Raw genomic sequence first — 13,575 nt, 5'->3', positions numbered from 1 at the left:
TAAAATTTCGAAGCTGCTCATATCAAATACAGTTTATTAGAAGCTTTAAATTCATGAAACAATTAATTCAAAGATTAATTCTTTGAAATCCACTGTTTTAAATGTGCAAAGACATTCTCTATCGCCTCCATGAGACGTGCAAAATTAAGAAACCATTTTCTAAAGAATTTCGCGCGTCTCAGAGTATGTTTAGAGTCGGATATTTGGTTTTTGTGTAAAAATACTTACAAACGCATCCATAATACGTGAAAAATCAAGGGCTAATAAGAGTATAATGAGTACAATCCATTTCGTATAACGTGACATCACTTTTATACTTTTGTAGGTCATGATGATTTCTTGAAGTATTTCTTTTTCTCCTTCTGTAAGTTCTATATCGTCTTGTGTTCTTTTTCTAGCCATGTTTCCACCCACACATACGTTCACCCTGCTTGTTATGCTTTAAGATTTCTCTTGCTAAATTGGAACTGATGACGTTGACATCTTGCCTCTCTAAATAAATTGGCAACCAACCAACACAAGAGACATACTTATTTGTCGCGCAACCAACGAGAGAGAGCAGCACGCACATCAGTATCACTTTTCTGATTAACTTCATTTTCCACCTCCAGCCGTGTTGTTGCTGTCTTTAAGGTTTTTTCTGTTTGCTTTTGCTGTTCTGCCTTTTTTCCAAGGGTAAAAGCTTTTGCCAAAGCCATAAAAAAAGCGGCTAAAGCCGCGCCTGTTAACAGCAGATTTCTTTTCATCCATAAGATCATAGGCGGTGTTCCTGAAAACGTTTAGCAACAAAGAAAATGCCAGCACATGCAGCTAAAACCATGATAGTGGCGAGCGCCCATTGGACTGGACCATTTCCTGCCAATAAACCACCAAGCCCTGAAAAAGACCCAATAACTGGTGCAAGAGCTTCAGCTTTTAAAAATCCCGTTGGTGCTTGTGTTTCTACGGTTTGGTAGTTAGAGGAAACAAAAGCACCTTTCGCCCACAAGCCTGCTTCTGCTGCACGCCGGTGTGCGAGACCTTCAAGACGCTTTCCGCCTGCTTTGGTCCATTTCTGTAGCTCTGCAGGGACAGCTTCATATTCACCTTGATTGAGCTTTTTTAACAGTGTCGAGTTACAAAAGGCTCCTGTTCCTACATTATAGCAAAAGGACACTAACGCCGCGAATTGTTCATCTGTTAATGAAACTGTAACAGCGCGTTCAACGACATTTTCAAATTGTCTTAAGTCTTGGCAAAGAAGTTCTTCTGCTTGCTTTTCCGTGATGGTCATGCCTTCATAAACAAAAGGCTTTCCAGCATTGTTTGTATGTCCATAACCTATTGTCCACACACCAATGGTATCTTTGTAGGCGTTTAAACGCAAGCCTTCCCATTGTTTGATAAGTGCTAGCCCTTCTGATGATATTTTTCGCATATGCTTCTCCATAAAAAAAGCTCCGCAAAAAGCAGAGCTGGATTAAAAAATTGACATCTTTTTCATTCGGAAAGATAGCTTGGTTAAGCTTCATGTCACTTTTTCATTGGAATAAAAGAAGATTTTTTCTCAACTTTTAATTTCTTTCTTGACAAATATTCGTTTATAAACGAATATACATCATGTTTGAAATACGTCACTACCTTACTTCTGATGGCAAAGACTTGATAGCTGATTGGCTGCGAAAGCTCCGTGACATGCAGGCTAAAACTGCAATTATTCGCCGCCTTAATCGTTTAGAGCAGGGAAACTTTGGCGATTTCAAGCCGCTTCGTGAGGGTGTTCATGAATTGCGTATTAATGTTGGTCCTGGCTACCGAGTTTATTATGTCCAATCTGGAAAGACCGTATTGTTGCTATTATGCGGTGGCAGCAAAAAAACACAAGAGACTGATATCACTCGTGCATGTGCTTGCTGGCGTGATTGGCAAAACCGTGAAGATTAAAGGAGTGCAAAAATGAAAGACCGTAACCATGATGATGCAATGGCAGAAATATTCCGTGATGATCCTGAGTTGGCAGCAGCTACCCTTGATGCAATCCTAGCAGATGGTGATCAGGGTGAGCTGCTTGTAACTCTACGCCAAATGGCCAAAGCTTATGGTGGTGTTCAAGCTGTAGCTAAAGCAGCCAACTTGAACCCAACACAACTTTACCGTACACTTTCAGAAAAAGGTAATCCAGAGTTCCGCAGCTTGAATGCTTTACTGCGTACCATGGGGTTTCGTTTGGCTGTACAGCCTCTTGAACGACCAGTTCCACACGTGTAACTTTAGTTCCACTCCCCACCTTTAAAGATGGGGAAGGGAGGTATTTAAGCAATCATTTTTAATGAGGGGCTCTACATCTAGTTTATAACCTATCATGTATCCTCTTCATCCATATGGATGACGCCTTCGCCTTCGTCACATGCGTTTGGTGGGGCGTTTGGATCAATGGTATCATCCTTGTCTGGTGTTGTGTTTGCAACGTTTTCAGCCGCATCTTCTTGCGCTTTATCAAAAAGTTCGCACTCTATTTTTGTGGTGTAACCACCCGTTTTATCAAGTTTGTGCTTAACGCTCTTGATGCGCCATTCTGCTGGAATATAGGGGCGGAAAGGGGGCTCTTGAACAAGCTTTGCTTCTGCTTGCACAAACGGATCACCACCAATATCACATGAGAAAGAAGATTTGCCACGAGATGATTTGTTGCGATAAACAGCAATGGCCGCAACAGCTTCTGATTGATTGTGGTAGGTGTATTTGAGTTCATGAAAAGGCTCTTTACCAACCTTGACTTCCTTTTTTTCACCAGTGCGGATATCATGATAGCTTGCGATAACACCGCCTTTTTTCTCTTCTTCTTGCTCTTGATTTTCAGATGTTTTGGCTTCCGTCTCTTCTTTAGGCAAATTGGGGGCGTCACTTTCATCCATATGGATCACATCTTCGCCTTCCTCAATTTCCTCTGGTTCTCGTGCATCAGCGGCGGCTTTTTGATCATCTCCTGCATCTGTCTTTAATCCATTGGCGGCACCTGCTTCATCCCGTGCGCTGTATTTAAAATCCCAAGAGGTACAATGTTTTTCATGGATAATAACAACGGGGAGTGTTTCACCAGTGATGGCTTTGCCTTCACCCCGTTTGGCGAGCACAAGTTTGCCATCAACGGGTTTTGCTACCGCATCATATCCTCCTGCAAGGCGTGCGGCAAAAGCCATATCGCTTTCAGCTGTTTGATCAATGTGACGCACAACAATTTTAGCAAGAGCAGGGTCAACTTTTGGTGTATAGCCATTACGCTGTGCTATCTCTTGAACAATACTGCCAAGGGTTTGCTGGTGATAGGATTGGCTTTTTGGGGTTCTGTAAGACGTGTTCATTGATGCGGCGCGCCCTGTCACGCTTAAGCTTTGTGGTGGGCTGCTTACAGAGATTTCGTCTATCAGATAGGATCCCATATCGCGGTTTTTGCCCCCTTCATAGCCAAGTGTGACAGAAATGATTGTTCCGATAAGAGGAATATCAAGAAAGCCGTTATCACTGTCACGTGCGCGGTCATCAAGCTCTATAGTGATACGGTCACTTTTGTTTTCTGCTTCATCGGTAATTTCAATCGACAAAACATAGTCCATCAGCATTCTTGTGATGTCCTCTCCATTTGCCAGAACCGTGCAAAAAGGTTTCATGATTTGCTACCCCAAATTCTGATTACTGGTGTGGCTTTCGGATAGGGGAGGGTTGGTAAGAGTATCGTGATGCCTGCTTTTAAAATGGGTCCATAGTCTGCAAGCCCCAAATTCGCTGCATAGACGCGTTCAACAGCAAGGGCTTGTTGACCCTTTGCATAGTATCTCCAGCAAATGGCATCAACCATATCACCATCTTTGGTCATATAAAGATCACTCATAGGTCTTCACCATATTCTCTCAACTTTATTGTAAATTCTTGTTTTTTGGGGATGCCATTATGATGAAAAATGCTTTGTTTTTCCTCTACAGAAAGAATGACAAACTTACCTAAGATTTTGCCTTGACCAGTCACAAGAATGTGAGGTCCTTCATGTGCCATTTGCCGTAAATATTCGAGCTGTCTATGACCACCTTTGAAATCTGGATAAATCACACCAGTTAAAGAAAATTCCGCATTTGCAACGGCAGGCAATTGAAGAGCTGCTTTGCGCCCCAATCGTCCTTGCTCTACCCATGGAACCCCATAAGACATATCAAGTGTTTGATAAGCAGCTGTTTCAATCGAAAAAATAAAACCACCCAAAGCTAACATCATGGTATTTAATCCGAAAGGCTAGAGGCTATGGCTAAACGTTGCTGTTTTGCATAGCGTTCAAGTGCTTGATTGACAGCGTCTCTGATTTCGTCCTTGAGACCATTGGGGACGGAAATATTGAGATTTGTAATGGTTACACGGGCGTCTACTTCAACGGGCTTATGAACCGTAATTGGCTTTGGAGCTTTAAAAGCACCTACTTTATTTGTTGCCTGCATTTGTCCTGTTTCAACGACACTTGTATTAAAACCACTCTTGCGTTTTTCAGGTGGGGTATTTGTAACCACTACTGTATCAACCATTTTTTTTTGCACGTGCATTGGTTTCTTCGGTAAAGGTTTTAATGGTCTGCGTTGAAGTCTTGTCTATTGAAACATTAAACCCTAACTTTTCTTTCACCCAATTAGGCATCCAACTGGTTAATTTCTTCATCATATTGCCAAAACCGTTATACAGATCATCCCATTTGCTTTTGATGCCCTCCCAAAGCCCATTAATAAGATTGGAGCCTATTTCCATTAAATCGACACCAAACAGCCATTCAATGAGTTCATTGATTTTTTTCGAAATCCAAGTCAGTGGTGAAAAGTTTTTAAAGAACGTCAAGAGGTTATTGAAAACATTACTACATAAGCTGTAAAAAGAATCCCATAGCTTGCTTATAAAGCTTATGACTGTATCCCAATGTTTGTAGAGCAGATATCCGGCAGCAACAAGAGCTGCAATGCCGCCAATAATCCAGCCAATAGGTGTGGTCATGATAGCAACACCAAGCGATATAAAAGCGGAACTAACGGCAGTTATTGCCGAAATCAGTGTACCTACAAGAGTTAAGGCAAAACTGGCAACAGCAGAAGCAGCAGGTGCTATTGCCGCAATGAATGCCCCAGTAAGAACTGCTCCAACTGCGGCTAAGGATGCAGCCACCCAACCATTGAGTTTGTCCCAATATTTGTAGAGTAAAACAAGAGCTGCGATGCCGCCAATGAGCCATCCTATGGGCGTCGTCATTATAGTATAGCCAAGGGTGACAAACGCTGCTCCCGCTGCTGCTAATGCGGCAATGAGTGGACCAAAAATGAATGAACCAAGAGCTACAAGCCCCACCTTGAAAAGGGTTATTTCACCAATCAGAGGTTCTAGCCATTGGAACCAGCCTTTAATCCTCTCTGTGAGATCACTGATGCCTTTTCTTAAATCAGAGGTAGGATTAAGCAAATCATTAAGGACTTTTTTTAAGGTTTTTGCCCAGCTCGCAACAGTTGTTTGAATGAGGTCGCGGTTTTCATCAATCAACTTTGAAAAACCGTCAATCATATCATTAATCACGGGCATGAAACGCGCGCCAATAAAGCTCGCGATACCGCCTATTTTTTTCTTAAAAGCACCAAGCTTGTCACTTAAATCTGCTGCATAGCGTGCAACATCGGCACCTATCAGCCATTTTCCTTTTCGCGCCTTTGCAAACAGCTCTTTAATGGGTGCCATGCCTTGTGCAAGCATGGTCGCCATTTCTTTACCATCGCCCCCAAACAGCAGAGCGGCAATATGCTGTCTTTGTGCTTGGCTTTTCATCTTACTCATCTTGTCGGTAATTTCTTCTAACAAGACAGAAGTGGATTTGAGTTTTCCAGAAGTGTTTTTGACAGAAATGCCAAGTGCTTCAAAGCCCATCATGCCTCTTTTTTGTCCGGCATATGCTTGTGCTGAACGCCTATTTAAAACCGCTAAGGATTGTTGAAAAAGTTCGGCAGAGTATCCTGAATTATCAGCTGCATCACCCCATAATTGAAGTGATGCAACACTCATACCTAAATGGTGTGATGCGTGATAAAGACTATCGCCCAGATGCATGGTTTTCATGGTGAGGGCGGCTACACTTGCCACAAGACCACCACCAGCAAGCCCTAAGACACCGGTAAAGACTGAAGCACGACTTGCCGCTGTGCTAAGAGCACTTTGAACGCCATGAAGGCTTTTTGTCATGTTTTTGACAGCAGCAGAAAAGCGCGGAATACCCAAACTATGTGAGAGTGTTTTTGACAATGTATCGAATTTTTTTTGAAGATGTTTGAGAGGTGCGGTGAGTTTGTCTTCAAGAGACAATTTTACCTTTGCATCAGCAACTTTTTCACTCATTTTATCTTATACCTTTCTGCTGCTTGATTTCGCCAGAATATGAGTTCTTGCGGTTCCATTTCCATCATCTTTGAAAGGGACCAATGGAACACAATGGTAATATCGGCTATGAGTTTAGCGGCGGTTTCCCAGTCGAGGTATCCCGCCGCTTGATAAAAGACTCCAAAATCTCTCCAATGCTCGACAAGTCATTAATATCGAGTTCTCCAACCGCTTCATGTGCCCATCCAGAAAGACGTGCGATCATAGCGATTGTTTGCTCTATGCCTTCTTTTTTGTCGATTGCTTGCACATCTTTTGTTTTGGGGCGCTGTAAAGTAATTTCGGTGTGCTCTTTTCCTTCAAAAGTAACAGGTATCAATAATTTATGTGTAATGCTTGTTTGTACGGTCATTTTATAATCCTATATTTTCTCTATGGTCTGCGAGTTGATTGACGCCATTGAATTTTCTCACCAAGTTGAGGACATCTATCTCAACGATTTCAACGTCCTTCTGGACATATTTGAAATACTGCAATGTGAAGGTAGTTGTGGATGTTGCTTTGCTGCCCGGTTGCCATTCTGCCATTTCAAAGCCTTTGCATAGTCCTCTCATGGTAATGACAACACCTTCTGCTGGTGTGCCTTGCGCTTGCATTGAACTTCGTAATGAAATGTTGACATCGGTGCGCCCTAAGAGTGCCATCAACTCTGGAGAGCAATCAGAAATGGTCATGCTAAGCGTGAGGGTTTCAAGACCAAGGTCAACTTCAATGGAGCTATCCATGCCACCGCCGCGATAACTTTCAACAACCAAACTCAAATTCGGTAGGGTGACACTTTCACATTTTGCCTGATAGGGAATGCCGTCGACAAAAATGTTAAAATATTTCAAAACTCTTGGTAAAACAGGTACGGTCATTAAAAGATCTCCTCTAAGTAATCATTCACAATGCGTGAACGGAACGTGATATGTTCTGCGGGTGTTGTGGGGGTGAATTCGACATTGAAATAGACTCTACCGCTTTCAATAGCGCTTGCTGTATTAAGCTCTAGATCAGGCGTACAGCGCCCACCAAGAATGGCGCCTTGTGCTTTCAAATCACGCAAATAGGCATTAACGCTTTCGCTTACGTCATGCATGTAGGTTTTTTTGATATTGCGGTCGACAGCCCATAGATGTCCGCGCAAAATGGCATCATTGATCATATCTGCGGTGCGTACCACGGATAAGAAAGCAAACTTTGTATCACTTGAAAGGGTGCGATTACCCCAAAGACGATAACCATTTTCGCGGATAATTGTTGTGATGTTTTGTTCGTTAAGAAGGTTAGCGCGGCTTGATCGATCACCAATGGAAAAATCAATGGGGCGTGCAATACCAACAATGCCATTGATCACTTTATTGGAAGGAGAATGCCAAAAACCGTGTGTAAAATCAGTTTTAGCAATGACACCTGCAACCGCTGTACTTGCTGGCTGTTCTATGATTTTTCCATCACGATTCACCTTTACAAAAGGGTCAATGATAATGGCGCGTTTTGAATCAAAATCCTTTGCTGTGCTAAGGGCTGCTTCATCTGTCGTGTTTGGTGCATCAAGCACCACAATAGCACGCAGACGCTCTGCAATGCCAATGAGTTCTGCTGCGACGGGGTTGGCAGTTGCATCAGTTCCATTCTCTTCAATATTCACACTGGAAGGGCGTTGATGTGTAAAGCCTGGCGCAATCAGAATGCGTGGTGTTTGTCCTACAATGGATTGTGCTCCAATCAAAGCATGAACACCTTCATAAGCGCCATTTGCGTTTACACCCCCTAGAATATTGGTGAGAGTCGCATTTTCGTTGTCACCCTCGTTCACGCGTACGACAACGACAATAGCCCCCACTTGCTTGAAAATAAGATCAAGGGCATTGGGTAAGGTCCCTTGACGCTTCCCCGTTTTATCCAGTTTTGCAGCTTGTGAAAGAGAGCCTGCTACCAAAACGGGTGTGTTGAGAGGGAAGGCTTGTTCATCGGCATCGGGTGCTGTGCCAACGATCCCGATAACTGCCGATTGTACCGCGCGAAGGGGTCGGGTGCCGTCGTCAACTTCAACGACTTCAACACCGTGTAGAAAACCTGTTGCCATTTTATACTCCTTTAAATGGTTGGCTAATGAAATGAATGGGAAAAAAATGAGGGGGGTGATTGCTGTATTTGTTAGACCGGCATGATGATAAAAAATTATCGAAAATAGCTTGACATTATTTATGCAATGTGTATTTTCGAATCAGGTGCTTGAAAAACACCTTAAAGCAACTAGCGGATGGATTGCCGAAACAATCTCTTCTCCGCCAACTAAAAGTTTTGACTCATTGTATGTTACACGCATATAATGGCATTGTCGGGTGTGGTTACGCTATACAATACCCTTTATGGGAAAGGCATAACGACGGGCTAGTTGCCGTGTTTTTCAGCGCCCGGCACTCTCTTTAGAGTGTCAATGAAAAACATCTAACAACTAGGAGTTCACATGAACACTCTTATAGAAATTACAGAACAAGTCATTGATGGCGATGCGATTCAGACAGTAAATGCACGTGATCTACATGCGTTTTTAGGAGTAGGTAAAAAGTTTGCAGACTGGATTACTGAACGCATCAACAAATATGATTTTGTCGAAAACAGAGATTATATAGTTTTTCCCAATTTTGGGAAAAACCTCCAAGGTGGTCGTCCCTCTAAAGATTATGCTCTCACTTTAAGTGTAGCCAAAGAACTTTCTATGGTGGAGAACAATAAGAAAGGTAGAGAAGCTCGTTTATATTTTATAGAATGTGAAAAACGTGCAAAACAAGTAGCAACACCACGAATAGATCTTGCCAATGCATTGGAAAATCCTCTTACGATTAAACAGCTCCTTTTAGAGAGTATCAATCAATTAGAAGACTTAAGAAATGAGGTGAGTACACTCAAGCCTAAAGCAGAAGCTTTAGAAGGCTTAAAACGCTCTGATGGTCTGTTTGGTCTTATCGAAGCCGCGAAGATGTTAGAAGTACGACCAAAAGATTTAACGGATTACTTGCGTAAACATGATTGGGTCTATCGACGTGCTCCGGGGGCGCCTCTGTTACCTTATCAGGATAAAATCAAGAAAGGCTTTATGGACTGCCCTGCTATCACCATTCAAAGACCAGATGGTACAGAAAAGGTGCTCCCTTCAACGAAAATCACCTCCAGAGGATTGGCATGTTTAAGAGAGCAAATCCATGGAGGTGTGCAATGAAGATAGATACCAATTTCTTATGCGATTTGTGGTTGGCATTATCTCAATTTTCTAGACATGAAAATATGAATGATAAAGATTGTACAGCTCTGGTTGATACTATGAGTGTCATAGAAAAAGCTTTAATTTTAAAACTTCAAGATGAGATGCCAAGTATACTTAAAATCTTAATAGTTCTAACAGATTTTGGTGATTCAGAACTGCCGCATAGCATGGATCCTTTATTGCGCGCTTATGAACCAGATTTCGAGAACCCTATTAAAAAGGTTGCTTAAGTTCAAAAACATGACTTATCTCCTCGTCTTTAAGGGCGGGGAGAAGGTTACGAATGGCTATGTTCCATTTGCGTATTCATTTCGCTAGCTGTTAGTGTTGGAATAGAAGAGACATCAATGTCCCTCAAGGCATGCCATGTATCATAATTGGCTTGAAGCTGTAGCCAAAGGGCTGGTCCATTTCCTAACAATTTACCAATGCGAGCCGCTGTTACGGCTGTGACTGGACGTTCTCCTTTAAGGATACCGTGCAAGTGCTGGCGTGATATTTGAAGAATCCTAGCAATTTCGGTTTTGCTTGCATTTAAATGTTCTAAGGATTCAGCTAAAATTTCTCCTGGATGAGAAGGACAACGATTAGGATTACGTGTGGTCATGGATAGTTTCCTTTACAAATCTTAAAACCTTCAGTGGTATTGCTCTAGATCAACATGGTAAACGTGTCTGTCTTTAAATTCAAAAGTGATACACCAAGGACCATTGATATGAATTGTGTAGCGAGTTGGAGTAAAGCCTTTAAGCATATGAAAATTATAACCTGGTACATTGATATCACTAACTTGAGAAGCAGCGTCAAGGGCATCAAGACGGCGAATAATACGCTGTTGAAGCCTGCTATCAATCTTACTTTTTCCTGTTTCCCAGAGAGATTGGAGGTCTTTATTTTTAAATGTTTTGATCATAGCAAACTCAACAACTTTATTTTAAGTAAGATGTAATGTATTAAGTGACAATTGTCAACAAAAATGTTACAACTTAATATGATTGATGCCAACACTGTGGAACTACAAGAATTTAAGAAATGAATATCAAACCAATTCGTGCTGAGAGGGAGTACCAAGAAGCTTTAGAAATTGTGTCTGCAATGTTTGATAAGCAGCCAGAAGTTAATACTCCAGAATTTGATAGAATGAAAACTCTTGTTTTGTTAATTGAAGCTTATGAAACAGAACACTATCCTGTTTCTCCACCTCATGCGTAAAGAGAAGAATAGGTGCATGGAGGGGATAAATTTGCACGTTAACATCAAGGATTTTACAAACATACCAACGGCTGTCTGATCAAATATTGCTAAAAACTTAGATCCCTTGCCATTCTTAATAAAGTGAATACGAAGTTTAAATTCTATTGTCATTTTGCTCTCCAAATTAATGAAGAGACCATAACAATCATCTACACTCTCTCATAAGCCTGACACTGTCAGTAAAAAAGGGCTTTAAAGGGGACTTTATAAGAAGAAACTATACAGTTTATAAGCCATCAGACAATAAGTGTCCGTTTAGAAACTATCATTGTTTTTTATACCTGCATAAACCATTCATTCTTTCCACAATCTTATAAGGACAGCGCCATCAGCTCCAGCGCCACTTGAAGAAGAATCGGCATGAGCACCAGCACCACCACCACCAAAACCACGCCCTGCTTTTCCCGAACTATAGGAACCTTTGCCGACTCCTCCAGAGCCACCACGTGATGTATCACCTCCAGCATCGCCTCCATTACCGCTTGTTTTACTCGTAATTCCATTCGTTCCAGCATAACCATTTCCGCCTTTGGCAATTCCTGGATGTTCATCCGTTGCTAAACCAAAGTTTCCACCTGTTCCTCCAGCACCGCCATCGCCTGAATAGAAGGAAGTATTATCTTTACCAAATCCCGTGTGAGTGCTAGAAGAGTAAGTACCCCCACCACCATGTCCTCCTGTCGCCGTAATAAAATTTTTGCCAACGGTTGTTGTTCCTCCAAACCTACCTTTTACATTCCATCCAGAAACAGAATCTCCTCCTTTACCAATTGTGATATTCTCATGACCCTTTAAACTCGCTTTATAACCATACCATACCGTACAACCGCCACCGCCGCCACCGCCTCCTAAGTAATAAGAATAACCACCCCCACCACTGCCGCCGCCACCCCATGCTTGGATTTCGACTTTTGTGTTATCCGTTACCCAATCGGGCCATTGAATTTTTCCATCCTGTGTATAGAGCAATTCAGCATCAGCAAGAGCCGGCCAATTCGTGATTTTATCGGTCAAATCTTTTTTAAGACTCTTTATCTGTGCCAAGATGGCTGCATCCACTTGTGATTTGGTATAAACAAGATCATCATCAACTTTAAGCGGTCCTTTAAGCGTACTTCCACTTGTGCTTAAACGGGTAACCACTTTCCTTTTTGGAAGACCGAAGAAGTCAGATGATACATTACCCAAGATCTCCAAGTCGTCACCCATGGTGACTTTACTGGTAAATTTATTATAACTTTGCCATTCATTTGGGCTGGCTAAGCGACCATAGCTTGTGAGATCTTGATTAATCTTGGCTCTAAAATCGTCAAGCCCCACAATATCTTCGGTTTTATGTTGATGCGCGCCTAATAGTGAGACAGCACTGCCAAAGGTGAAGTTATTATTGCTTGATTTATAGAGAACATAATTATTTGCGGCATCTTTTGCGCCTTCGATATCGCTTAAATCGGCAAAAGTGAAGGTTTTATCCGCTGCCATTTTGCCATTGAGAGCGCTTTCTAGATCTGCGATTTCGTTGATCGTATGCGTGTGGTGTAAAGGTGCCTTTTCGTCTACCTTTTCCTCAACAGCCAAAAGAGCTTGATCAATTTTGGTCAAGTTTTCCCGCAAGATTGGGAATTCAGAACTGATAAAACGCCCCTCTTTAGGCAATTCCATGTCGAGTTTTTTGGTTTTGGTCATCTCTGTTTTCCCATTATAATATGCCAGCGCCAAAATCACTCACCATGGACCGCGCTGCTGGTCCACCGGTAAGCGTGAGTTTCAAGCGCGCTTGTTTGGCTGTTTTGTCACTGCTCACAAATTTTCGTTCTGTCCAAAGTGGTTCAGCGAGTTGTTCTGTTTCGTCAAGTTTCAAAGGGGTGAAACCACCATCATCCAGCTGCATCTCGCAAGTGAAGGTTGCACCACCCGGTAAAAAGGTTTTGATATAGCTCGTTAACCTTGCCTTTTCCCCAAAGGTAAAAGCACGCGTGACATAGGTCGCTTCCTTATGGATCTTTCCCGCAATCAATTGAACAGGCGCAAATAACACCGGTGAGAGTTTCTCTGTTCCTTTAAGAATAGCGCGAAGCTTGATCTTTTCACTGATATATTCAGTAAGACTGAGCAATTGAAAGGGAAGGAGTTGATAAAGCGTGCCGTTGTTTCTTTCAATTTCAAAGATGACAGAACAATCGCTTGAAGGCAACTCAATGGCTGCGCGTATTTGTAAATCAGAGCAGTCCACAAGATCAAAAGTGCCTAAATCGACAATCTTTTCTGTTTGCCTATAGCGGGCAGCGAGCACCCGAAAGGCTAAAGCCTCATCTTGATGAGCTGTCCAACTTTGTGCGTTAACAGAAGAAAAGCGTGGACCGGTCACGTAAGGGTGACTTGAGACATATCTCTGGTGTTCTGCATCAAAATCCCCAAGCTTTGCTAGTGAGACAGAATGATCAGCATCATCGGTTTTAATGACAAAAGCCGTTAAGCGGTCATCCATCACAAGGAGTGGTACATCATAGCGTGCCTCTGCCCAACCTAGCTTTGCGCCCTTCATAGAATAAAAGCTTTGCGCTTGAATATCGGCGGTAGGATAGCCGTTTTCTGTAGTGACCAAATCAATCACCAAATCATGGTTCTCATTACCGATTTTG

Annotated in this window: 19 protein-coding genes and 2 pseudogenes; 5 read left to right on the top strand and 16 right to left on the bottom strand. The window is 42.3% G+C overall.

The window, feature by feature from the left end:
- Window positions 1–189: 189 nt before the first annotated feature.
- From ACFIMS_RS08975 to ACFIMS_RS08960, 4 genes are read right to left on the bottom strand one after another with little or no spacing between them, the layout of a single operon-like run.
- On the bottom strand, window positions 190–402 hold the full coding sequence (locus tag ACFIMS_RS08975; protein ID WP_375696678.1) for a hypothetical protein: 213 nt from the start codon (window positions 400–402) through the stop codon (window positions 190–192).
- Window positions 395–598: a hypothetical protein gene (locus ACFIMS_RS08970; RefSeq protein WP_375696677.1), complete on the bottom strand. Its 204-nt coding sequence runs from the start codon at window positions 596–598 to the stop codon at window positions 395–397. Before ACFIMS_RS08970 ends, ACFIMS_RS08975 begins: the two co-directional genes overlap by 8 nt.
- Window positions 531–758, bottom strand: coding sequence for a hypothetical protein (locus tag ACFIMS_RS08965; protein ID WP_375696676.1), 228 nt, complete (start codon window positions 756–758; stop codon window positions 531–533). Before ACFIMS_RS08965 ends, ACFIMS_RS08970 begins: the two co-directional genes overlap by 68 nt.
- Window positions 755–1,417: a lysozyme gene (locus ACFIMS_RS08960; protein WP_375696675.1), complete on the bottom strand. Its 663-nt coding sequence runs from the start codon at window positions 1,415–1,417 to the stop codon at window positions 755–757. Before ACFIMS_RS08960 ends, ACFIMS_RS08965 begins: the two co-directional genes overlap by 4 nt.
- Window positions 1,418–1,599: 182 nt before the next feature.
- Here ACFIMS_RS08960 and ACFIMS_RS08955 point away from each other — a divergent pair, with 182 nt between their 5' ends.
- Window positions 1,600–1,923 carry a type II toxin-antitoxin system RelE/ParE family toxin gene (locus ACFIMS_RS08955; protein ID WP_015857128.1) on the top strand — a complete coding sequence of 108 codons (324 nt, stop codon included), beginning with the start codon at window positions 1,600–1,602 and terminating at the stop codon, window positions 1,921–1,923.
- Between the two features lie 12 nt (window positions 1,924–1,935).
- On the top strand, window positions 1,936–2,247 hold the full coding sequence (locus ACFIMS_RS08950; protein WP_208439803.1) for a DNA-binding protein: 312 nt from the start codon (window positions 1,936–1,938) through the stop codon (window positions 2,245–2,247).
- Between the two features lie 92 nt (window positions 2,248–2,339).
- Here the strand turns inward: ACFIMS_RS08950 and ACFIMS_RS08945 are convergent, their stop codons facing one another.
- From ACFIMS_RS08945 to ACFIMS_RS08910, 8 genes and pseudogenes are all read right to left on the bottom strand, one after another.
- Window positions 2,340–3,647, bottom strand: a complete 1,308-nt coding sequence (locus ACFIMS_RS08945; RefSeq protein WP_375696674.1) for a late control protein — start codon at window positions 3,645–3,647, stop codon at window positions 2,340–2,342.
- A complete protein-coding gene (locus tag ACFIMS_RS08940; protein WP_375641093.1) occupies window positions 3,644–3,868 on the bottom strand; it encodes a tail protein X in 225 nt (74 codons plus the stop codon). Before ACFIMS_RS08940 ends, ACFIMS_RS08945 begins: the two co-directional genes overlap by 4 nt.
- Complete coding sequence (locus ACFIMS_RS08935; protein ID WP_375630019.1) at window positions 3,865–4,245, bottom strand: phage tail protein; 381 nt, start codon at window positions 4,243–4,245, stop codon at window positions 3,865–3,867. Before ACFIMS_RS08935 ends, ACFIMS_RS08940 begins: the two co-directional genes overlap by 4 nt.
- A gap of 5 nt (window positions 4,246–4,250) precedes the next feature.
- Window positions 4,251–6,384, bottom strand: a pseudogene (locus tag ACFIMS_RS08930) (phage tail tape measure protein).
- Window positions 6,381–6,449 carry a hypothetical protein gene (locus ACFIMS_RS08925; RefSeq protein ID WP_375638239.1) on the bottom strand — a complete coding sequence of 23 codons (69 nt, stop codon included), beginning with the start codon at window positions 6,447–6,449 and terminating at the stop codon, window positions 6,381–6,383. Before ACFIMS_RS08925 ends, ACFIMS_RS08930 begins: the two are co-directional and overlap by 4 nt.
- A gap of 41 nt (window positions 6,450–6,490) precedes the next feature.
- Entirely contained in the window at window positions 6,491–6,778 is a 288-nt protein-coding gene (locus ACFIMS_RS08920) for a phage tail assembly protein (RefSeq protein WP_375612344.1), read from the bottom strand.
- Window position 6,779: 1 nt separating this feature from the next.
- A complete protein-coding gene (locus tag ACFIMS_RS08915) occupies window positions 6,780–7,286 on the bottom strand; it encodes a phage major tail tube protein (protein WP_375689351.1) in 507 nt (168 codons plus the stop codon).
- Complete coding sequence (locus ACFIMS_RS08910; protein WP_375696673.1) at window positions 7,286–8,497, bottom strand: phage tail sheath subtilisin-like domain-containing protein; 1,212 nt, start codon at window positions 8,495–8,497, stop codon at window positions 7,286–7,288. Before ACFIMS_RS08910 ends, ACFIMS_RS08915 begins: the two co-directional genes overlap by 1 nt.
- 384 nt (window positions 8,498–8,881) lie before the next feature.
- Here ACFIMS_RS08910 and ACFIMS_RS08905 point away from each other — a divergent pair, with 384 nt between their 5' ends.
- Together ACFIMS_RS08905 and ACFIMS_RS08900 are read left to right on the top strand one after the other, a co-directional pair.
- Complete coding sequence (locus tag ACFIMS_RS08905) at window positions 8,882–9,634, top strand: antA/AntB antirepressor family protein (protein WP_375654143.1); 753 nt, start codon at window positions 8,882–8,884, stop codon at window positions 9,632–9,634.
- A complete protein-coding gene (locus ACFIMS_RS08900) occupies window positions 9,631–9,909 on the top strand; it encodes a hypothetical protein (protein WP_375627783.1) in 279 nt (92 codons plus the stop codon). The genes ACFIMS_RS08905 and ACFIMS_RS08900 overlap by 4 nt, the downstream gene beginning before the upstream one ends.
- Before the next feature lie 47 nt (window positions 9,910–9,956).
- Here ACFIMS_RS08900 and ACFIMS_RS08895 read toward each other — a convergent pair whose 3' ends face one another.
- Together ACFIMS_RS08895 and ACFIMS_RS08890 are read right to left on the bottom strand one after the other, a co-directional pair.
- Window positions 9,957–10,286: a HigA family addiction module antitoxin gene (locus tag ACFIMS_RS08895; RefSeq protein ID WP_375627782.1), complete on the bottom strand. Its 330-nt coding sequence runs from the start codon at window positions 10,284–10,286 to the stop codon at window positions 9,957–9,959.
- Window positions 10,287–10,316: 30 nt separating this feature from the next.
- On the bottom strand, window positions 10,317–10,592 hold the full coding sequence (locus tag ACFIMS_RS08890; protein ID WP_273791641.1) for a type II toxin-antitoxin system RelE/ParE family toxin: 276 nt from the start codon (window positions 10,590–10,592) through the stop codon (window positions 10,317–10,319).
- Between the two features lie 119 nt (window positions 10,593–10,711).
- On the opposite strand from ACFIMS_RS08890, the gene ACFIMS_RS08885 reads away from it, so the two are divergent.
- A complete protein-coding gene (locus ACFIMS_RS08885) occupies window positions 10,712–10,891 on the top strand; it encodes a hypothetical protein (protein WP_375621862.1) in 180 nt (59 codons plus the stop codon).
- A gap of 336 nt (window positions 10,892–11,227) precedes the next feature.
- On the opposite strand, the gene ACFIMS_RS08880 is transcribed toward ACFIMS_RS08885, so the two are convergent.
- Complete coding sequence (locus ACFIMS_RS08880) at window positions 11,228–12,619, bottom strand: Bgr_08870 family protein (protein WP_375696672.1); 1,392 nt, start codon at window positions 12,617–12,619, stop codon at window positions 11,228–11,230.
- Window positions 12,620–12,632: 13 nt separating this feature from the next.
- A pseudogene (locus ACFIMS_RS08875) lies at window positions 12,633–13,575 on the bottom strand (DUF4815 domain-containing protein); the annotation flags it as partial.

It is taken from the genome of Bartonella sp. AP331QHHD (genome assembly GCF_042195905.1).
In the GTDB taxonomy this organism is placed as follows: domain Bacteria; phylum Pseudomonadota; class Alphaproteobacteria; order Rhizobiales; family Rhizobiaceae; genus Bartonella.
Note: the sequence above shows the minus strand (reverse complement) of the source record. Positions and strands in the feature narration are given on the sequence as shown.

Bases quoted from the DNA above. Each gene is read 5' to 3' on its own strand.
- ACFIMS_RS08965 (WP_375696676.1), bottom strand. From the start codon at position 758: ATGATCTTATGGATGAAAAGAAATCTGCTGTTAACAGGCGCGGCTTTA.
- ACFIMS_RS08960 (WP_375696675.1), bottom strand. From the start codon at position 1,417: ATGCGAAAAATATCATCAGAAGGGCTAGCACTTATCAAACAATGGGAA.
- ACFIMS_RS08900 (WP_375627783.1), top strand. From the start codon at position 9,631: ATGAAGATAGATACCAATTTCTTATGCGATTTGTGGTTGGCATTATCT.
- ACFIMS_RS08915 (WP_375689351.1), bottom strand. From the start codon at position 7,286: ATGACCGTACCTGTTTTACCAAGAGTTTTGAAATATTTTAACATTTTT.
- ACFIMS_RS08920 (WP_375612344.1), bottom strand. From the start codon at position 6,778: ATGACCGTACAAACAAGCATTACACATAAATTATTGATACCTGTTACT.
- ACFIMS_RS08910 (WP_375696673.1), bottom strand. From the start codon at position 8,497: ATGGCAACAGGTTTTCTACACGGTGTTGAAGTCGTTGAAGTTGACGAC.
- ACFIMS_RS08895 (WP_375627782.1), bottom strand. From the start codon at position 10,286: ATGACCACACGTAATCCTAATCGTTGTCCTTCTCATCCAGGAGAAATT.
- ACFIMS_RS08880 (WP_375696672.1), bottom strand. From the start codon at position 12,619: ATGACCAAAACCAAAAAACTCGACATGGAATTGCCTAAAGAGGGGCGT.
- ACFIMS_RS08940 (WP_375641093.1), bottom strand. From the start codon at position 3,868: ATGAGTGATCTTTATATGACCAAAGATGGTGATATGGTTGATGCCATT.
- ACFIMS_RS08975 (WP_375696678.1), bottom strand. From the start codon at position 402: ATGGCTAGAAAAAGAACACAAGACGATATAGAACTTACAGAAGGAGAA.
- ACFIMS_RS08955 (WP_015857128.1), top strand. From the start codon at position 1,600: ATGTTTGAAATACGTCACTACCTTACTTCTGATGGCAAAGACTTGATA.
- ACFIMS_RS08950 (WP_208439803.1), top strand. From the start codon at position 1,936: ATGAAAGACCGTAACCATGATGATGCAATGGCAGAAATATTCCGTGAT.
- ACFIMS_RS08890 (WP_273791641.1), bottom strand. From the start codon at position 10,592: ATGATCAAAACATTTAAAAATAAAGACCTCCAATCTCTCTGGGAAACA.
- ACFIMS_RS08970 (WP_375696677.1), bottom strand. From the start codon at position 598: ATGAAGTTAATCAGAAAAGTGATACTGATGTGCGTGCTGCTCTCTCTC.
- ACFIMS_RS08885 (WP_375621862.1), top strand. From the start codon at position 10,712: ATGAATATCAAACCAATTCGTGCTGAGAGGGAGTACCAAGAAGCTTTA.
- ACFIMS_RS08945 (WP_375696674.1), bottom strand. From the start codon at position 3,647: ATGAAACCTTTTTGCACGGTTCTGGCAAATGGAGAGGACATCACAAGA.
- ACFIMS_RS08905 (WP_375654143.1), top strand. From the start codon at position 8,882: ATGAACACTCTTATAGAAATTACAGAACAAGTCATTGATGGCGATGCG.
- ACFIMS_RS08935 (WP_375630019.1), bottom strand. From the start codon at position 4,245: ATGATGTTAGCTTTGGGTGGTTTTATTTTTTCGATTGAAACAGCTGCT.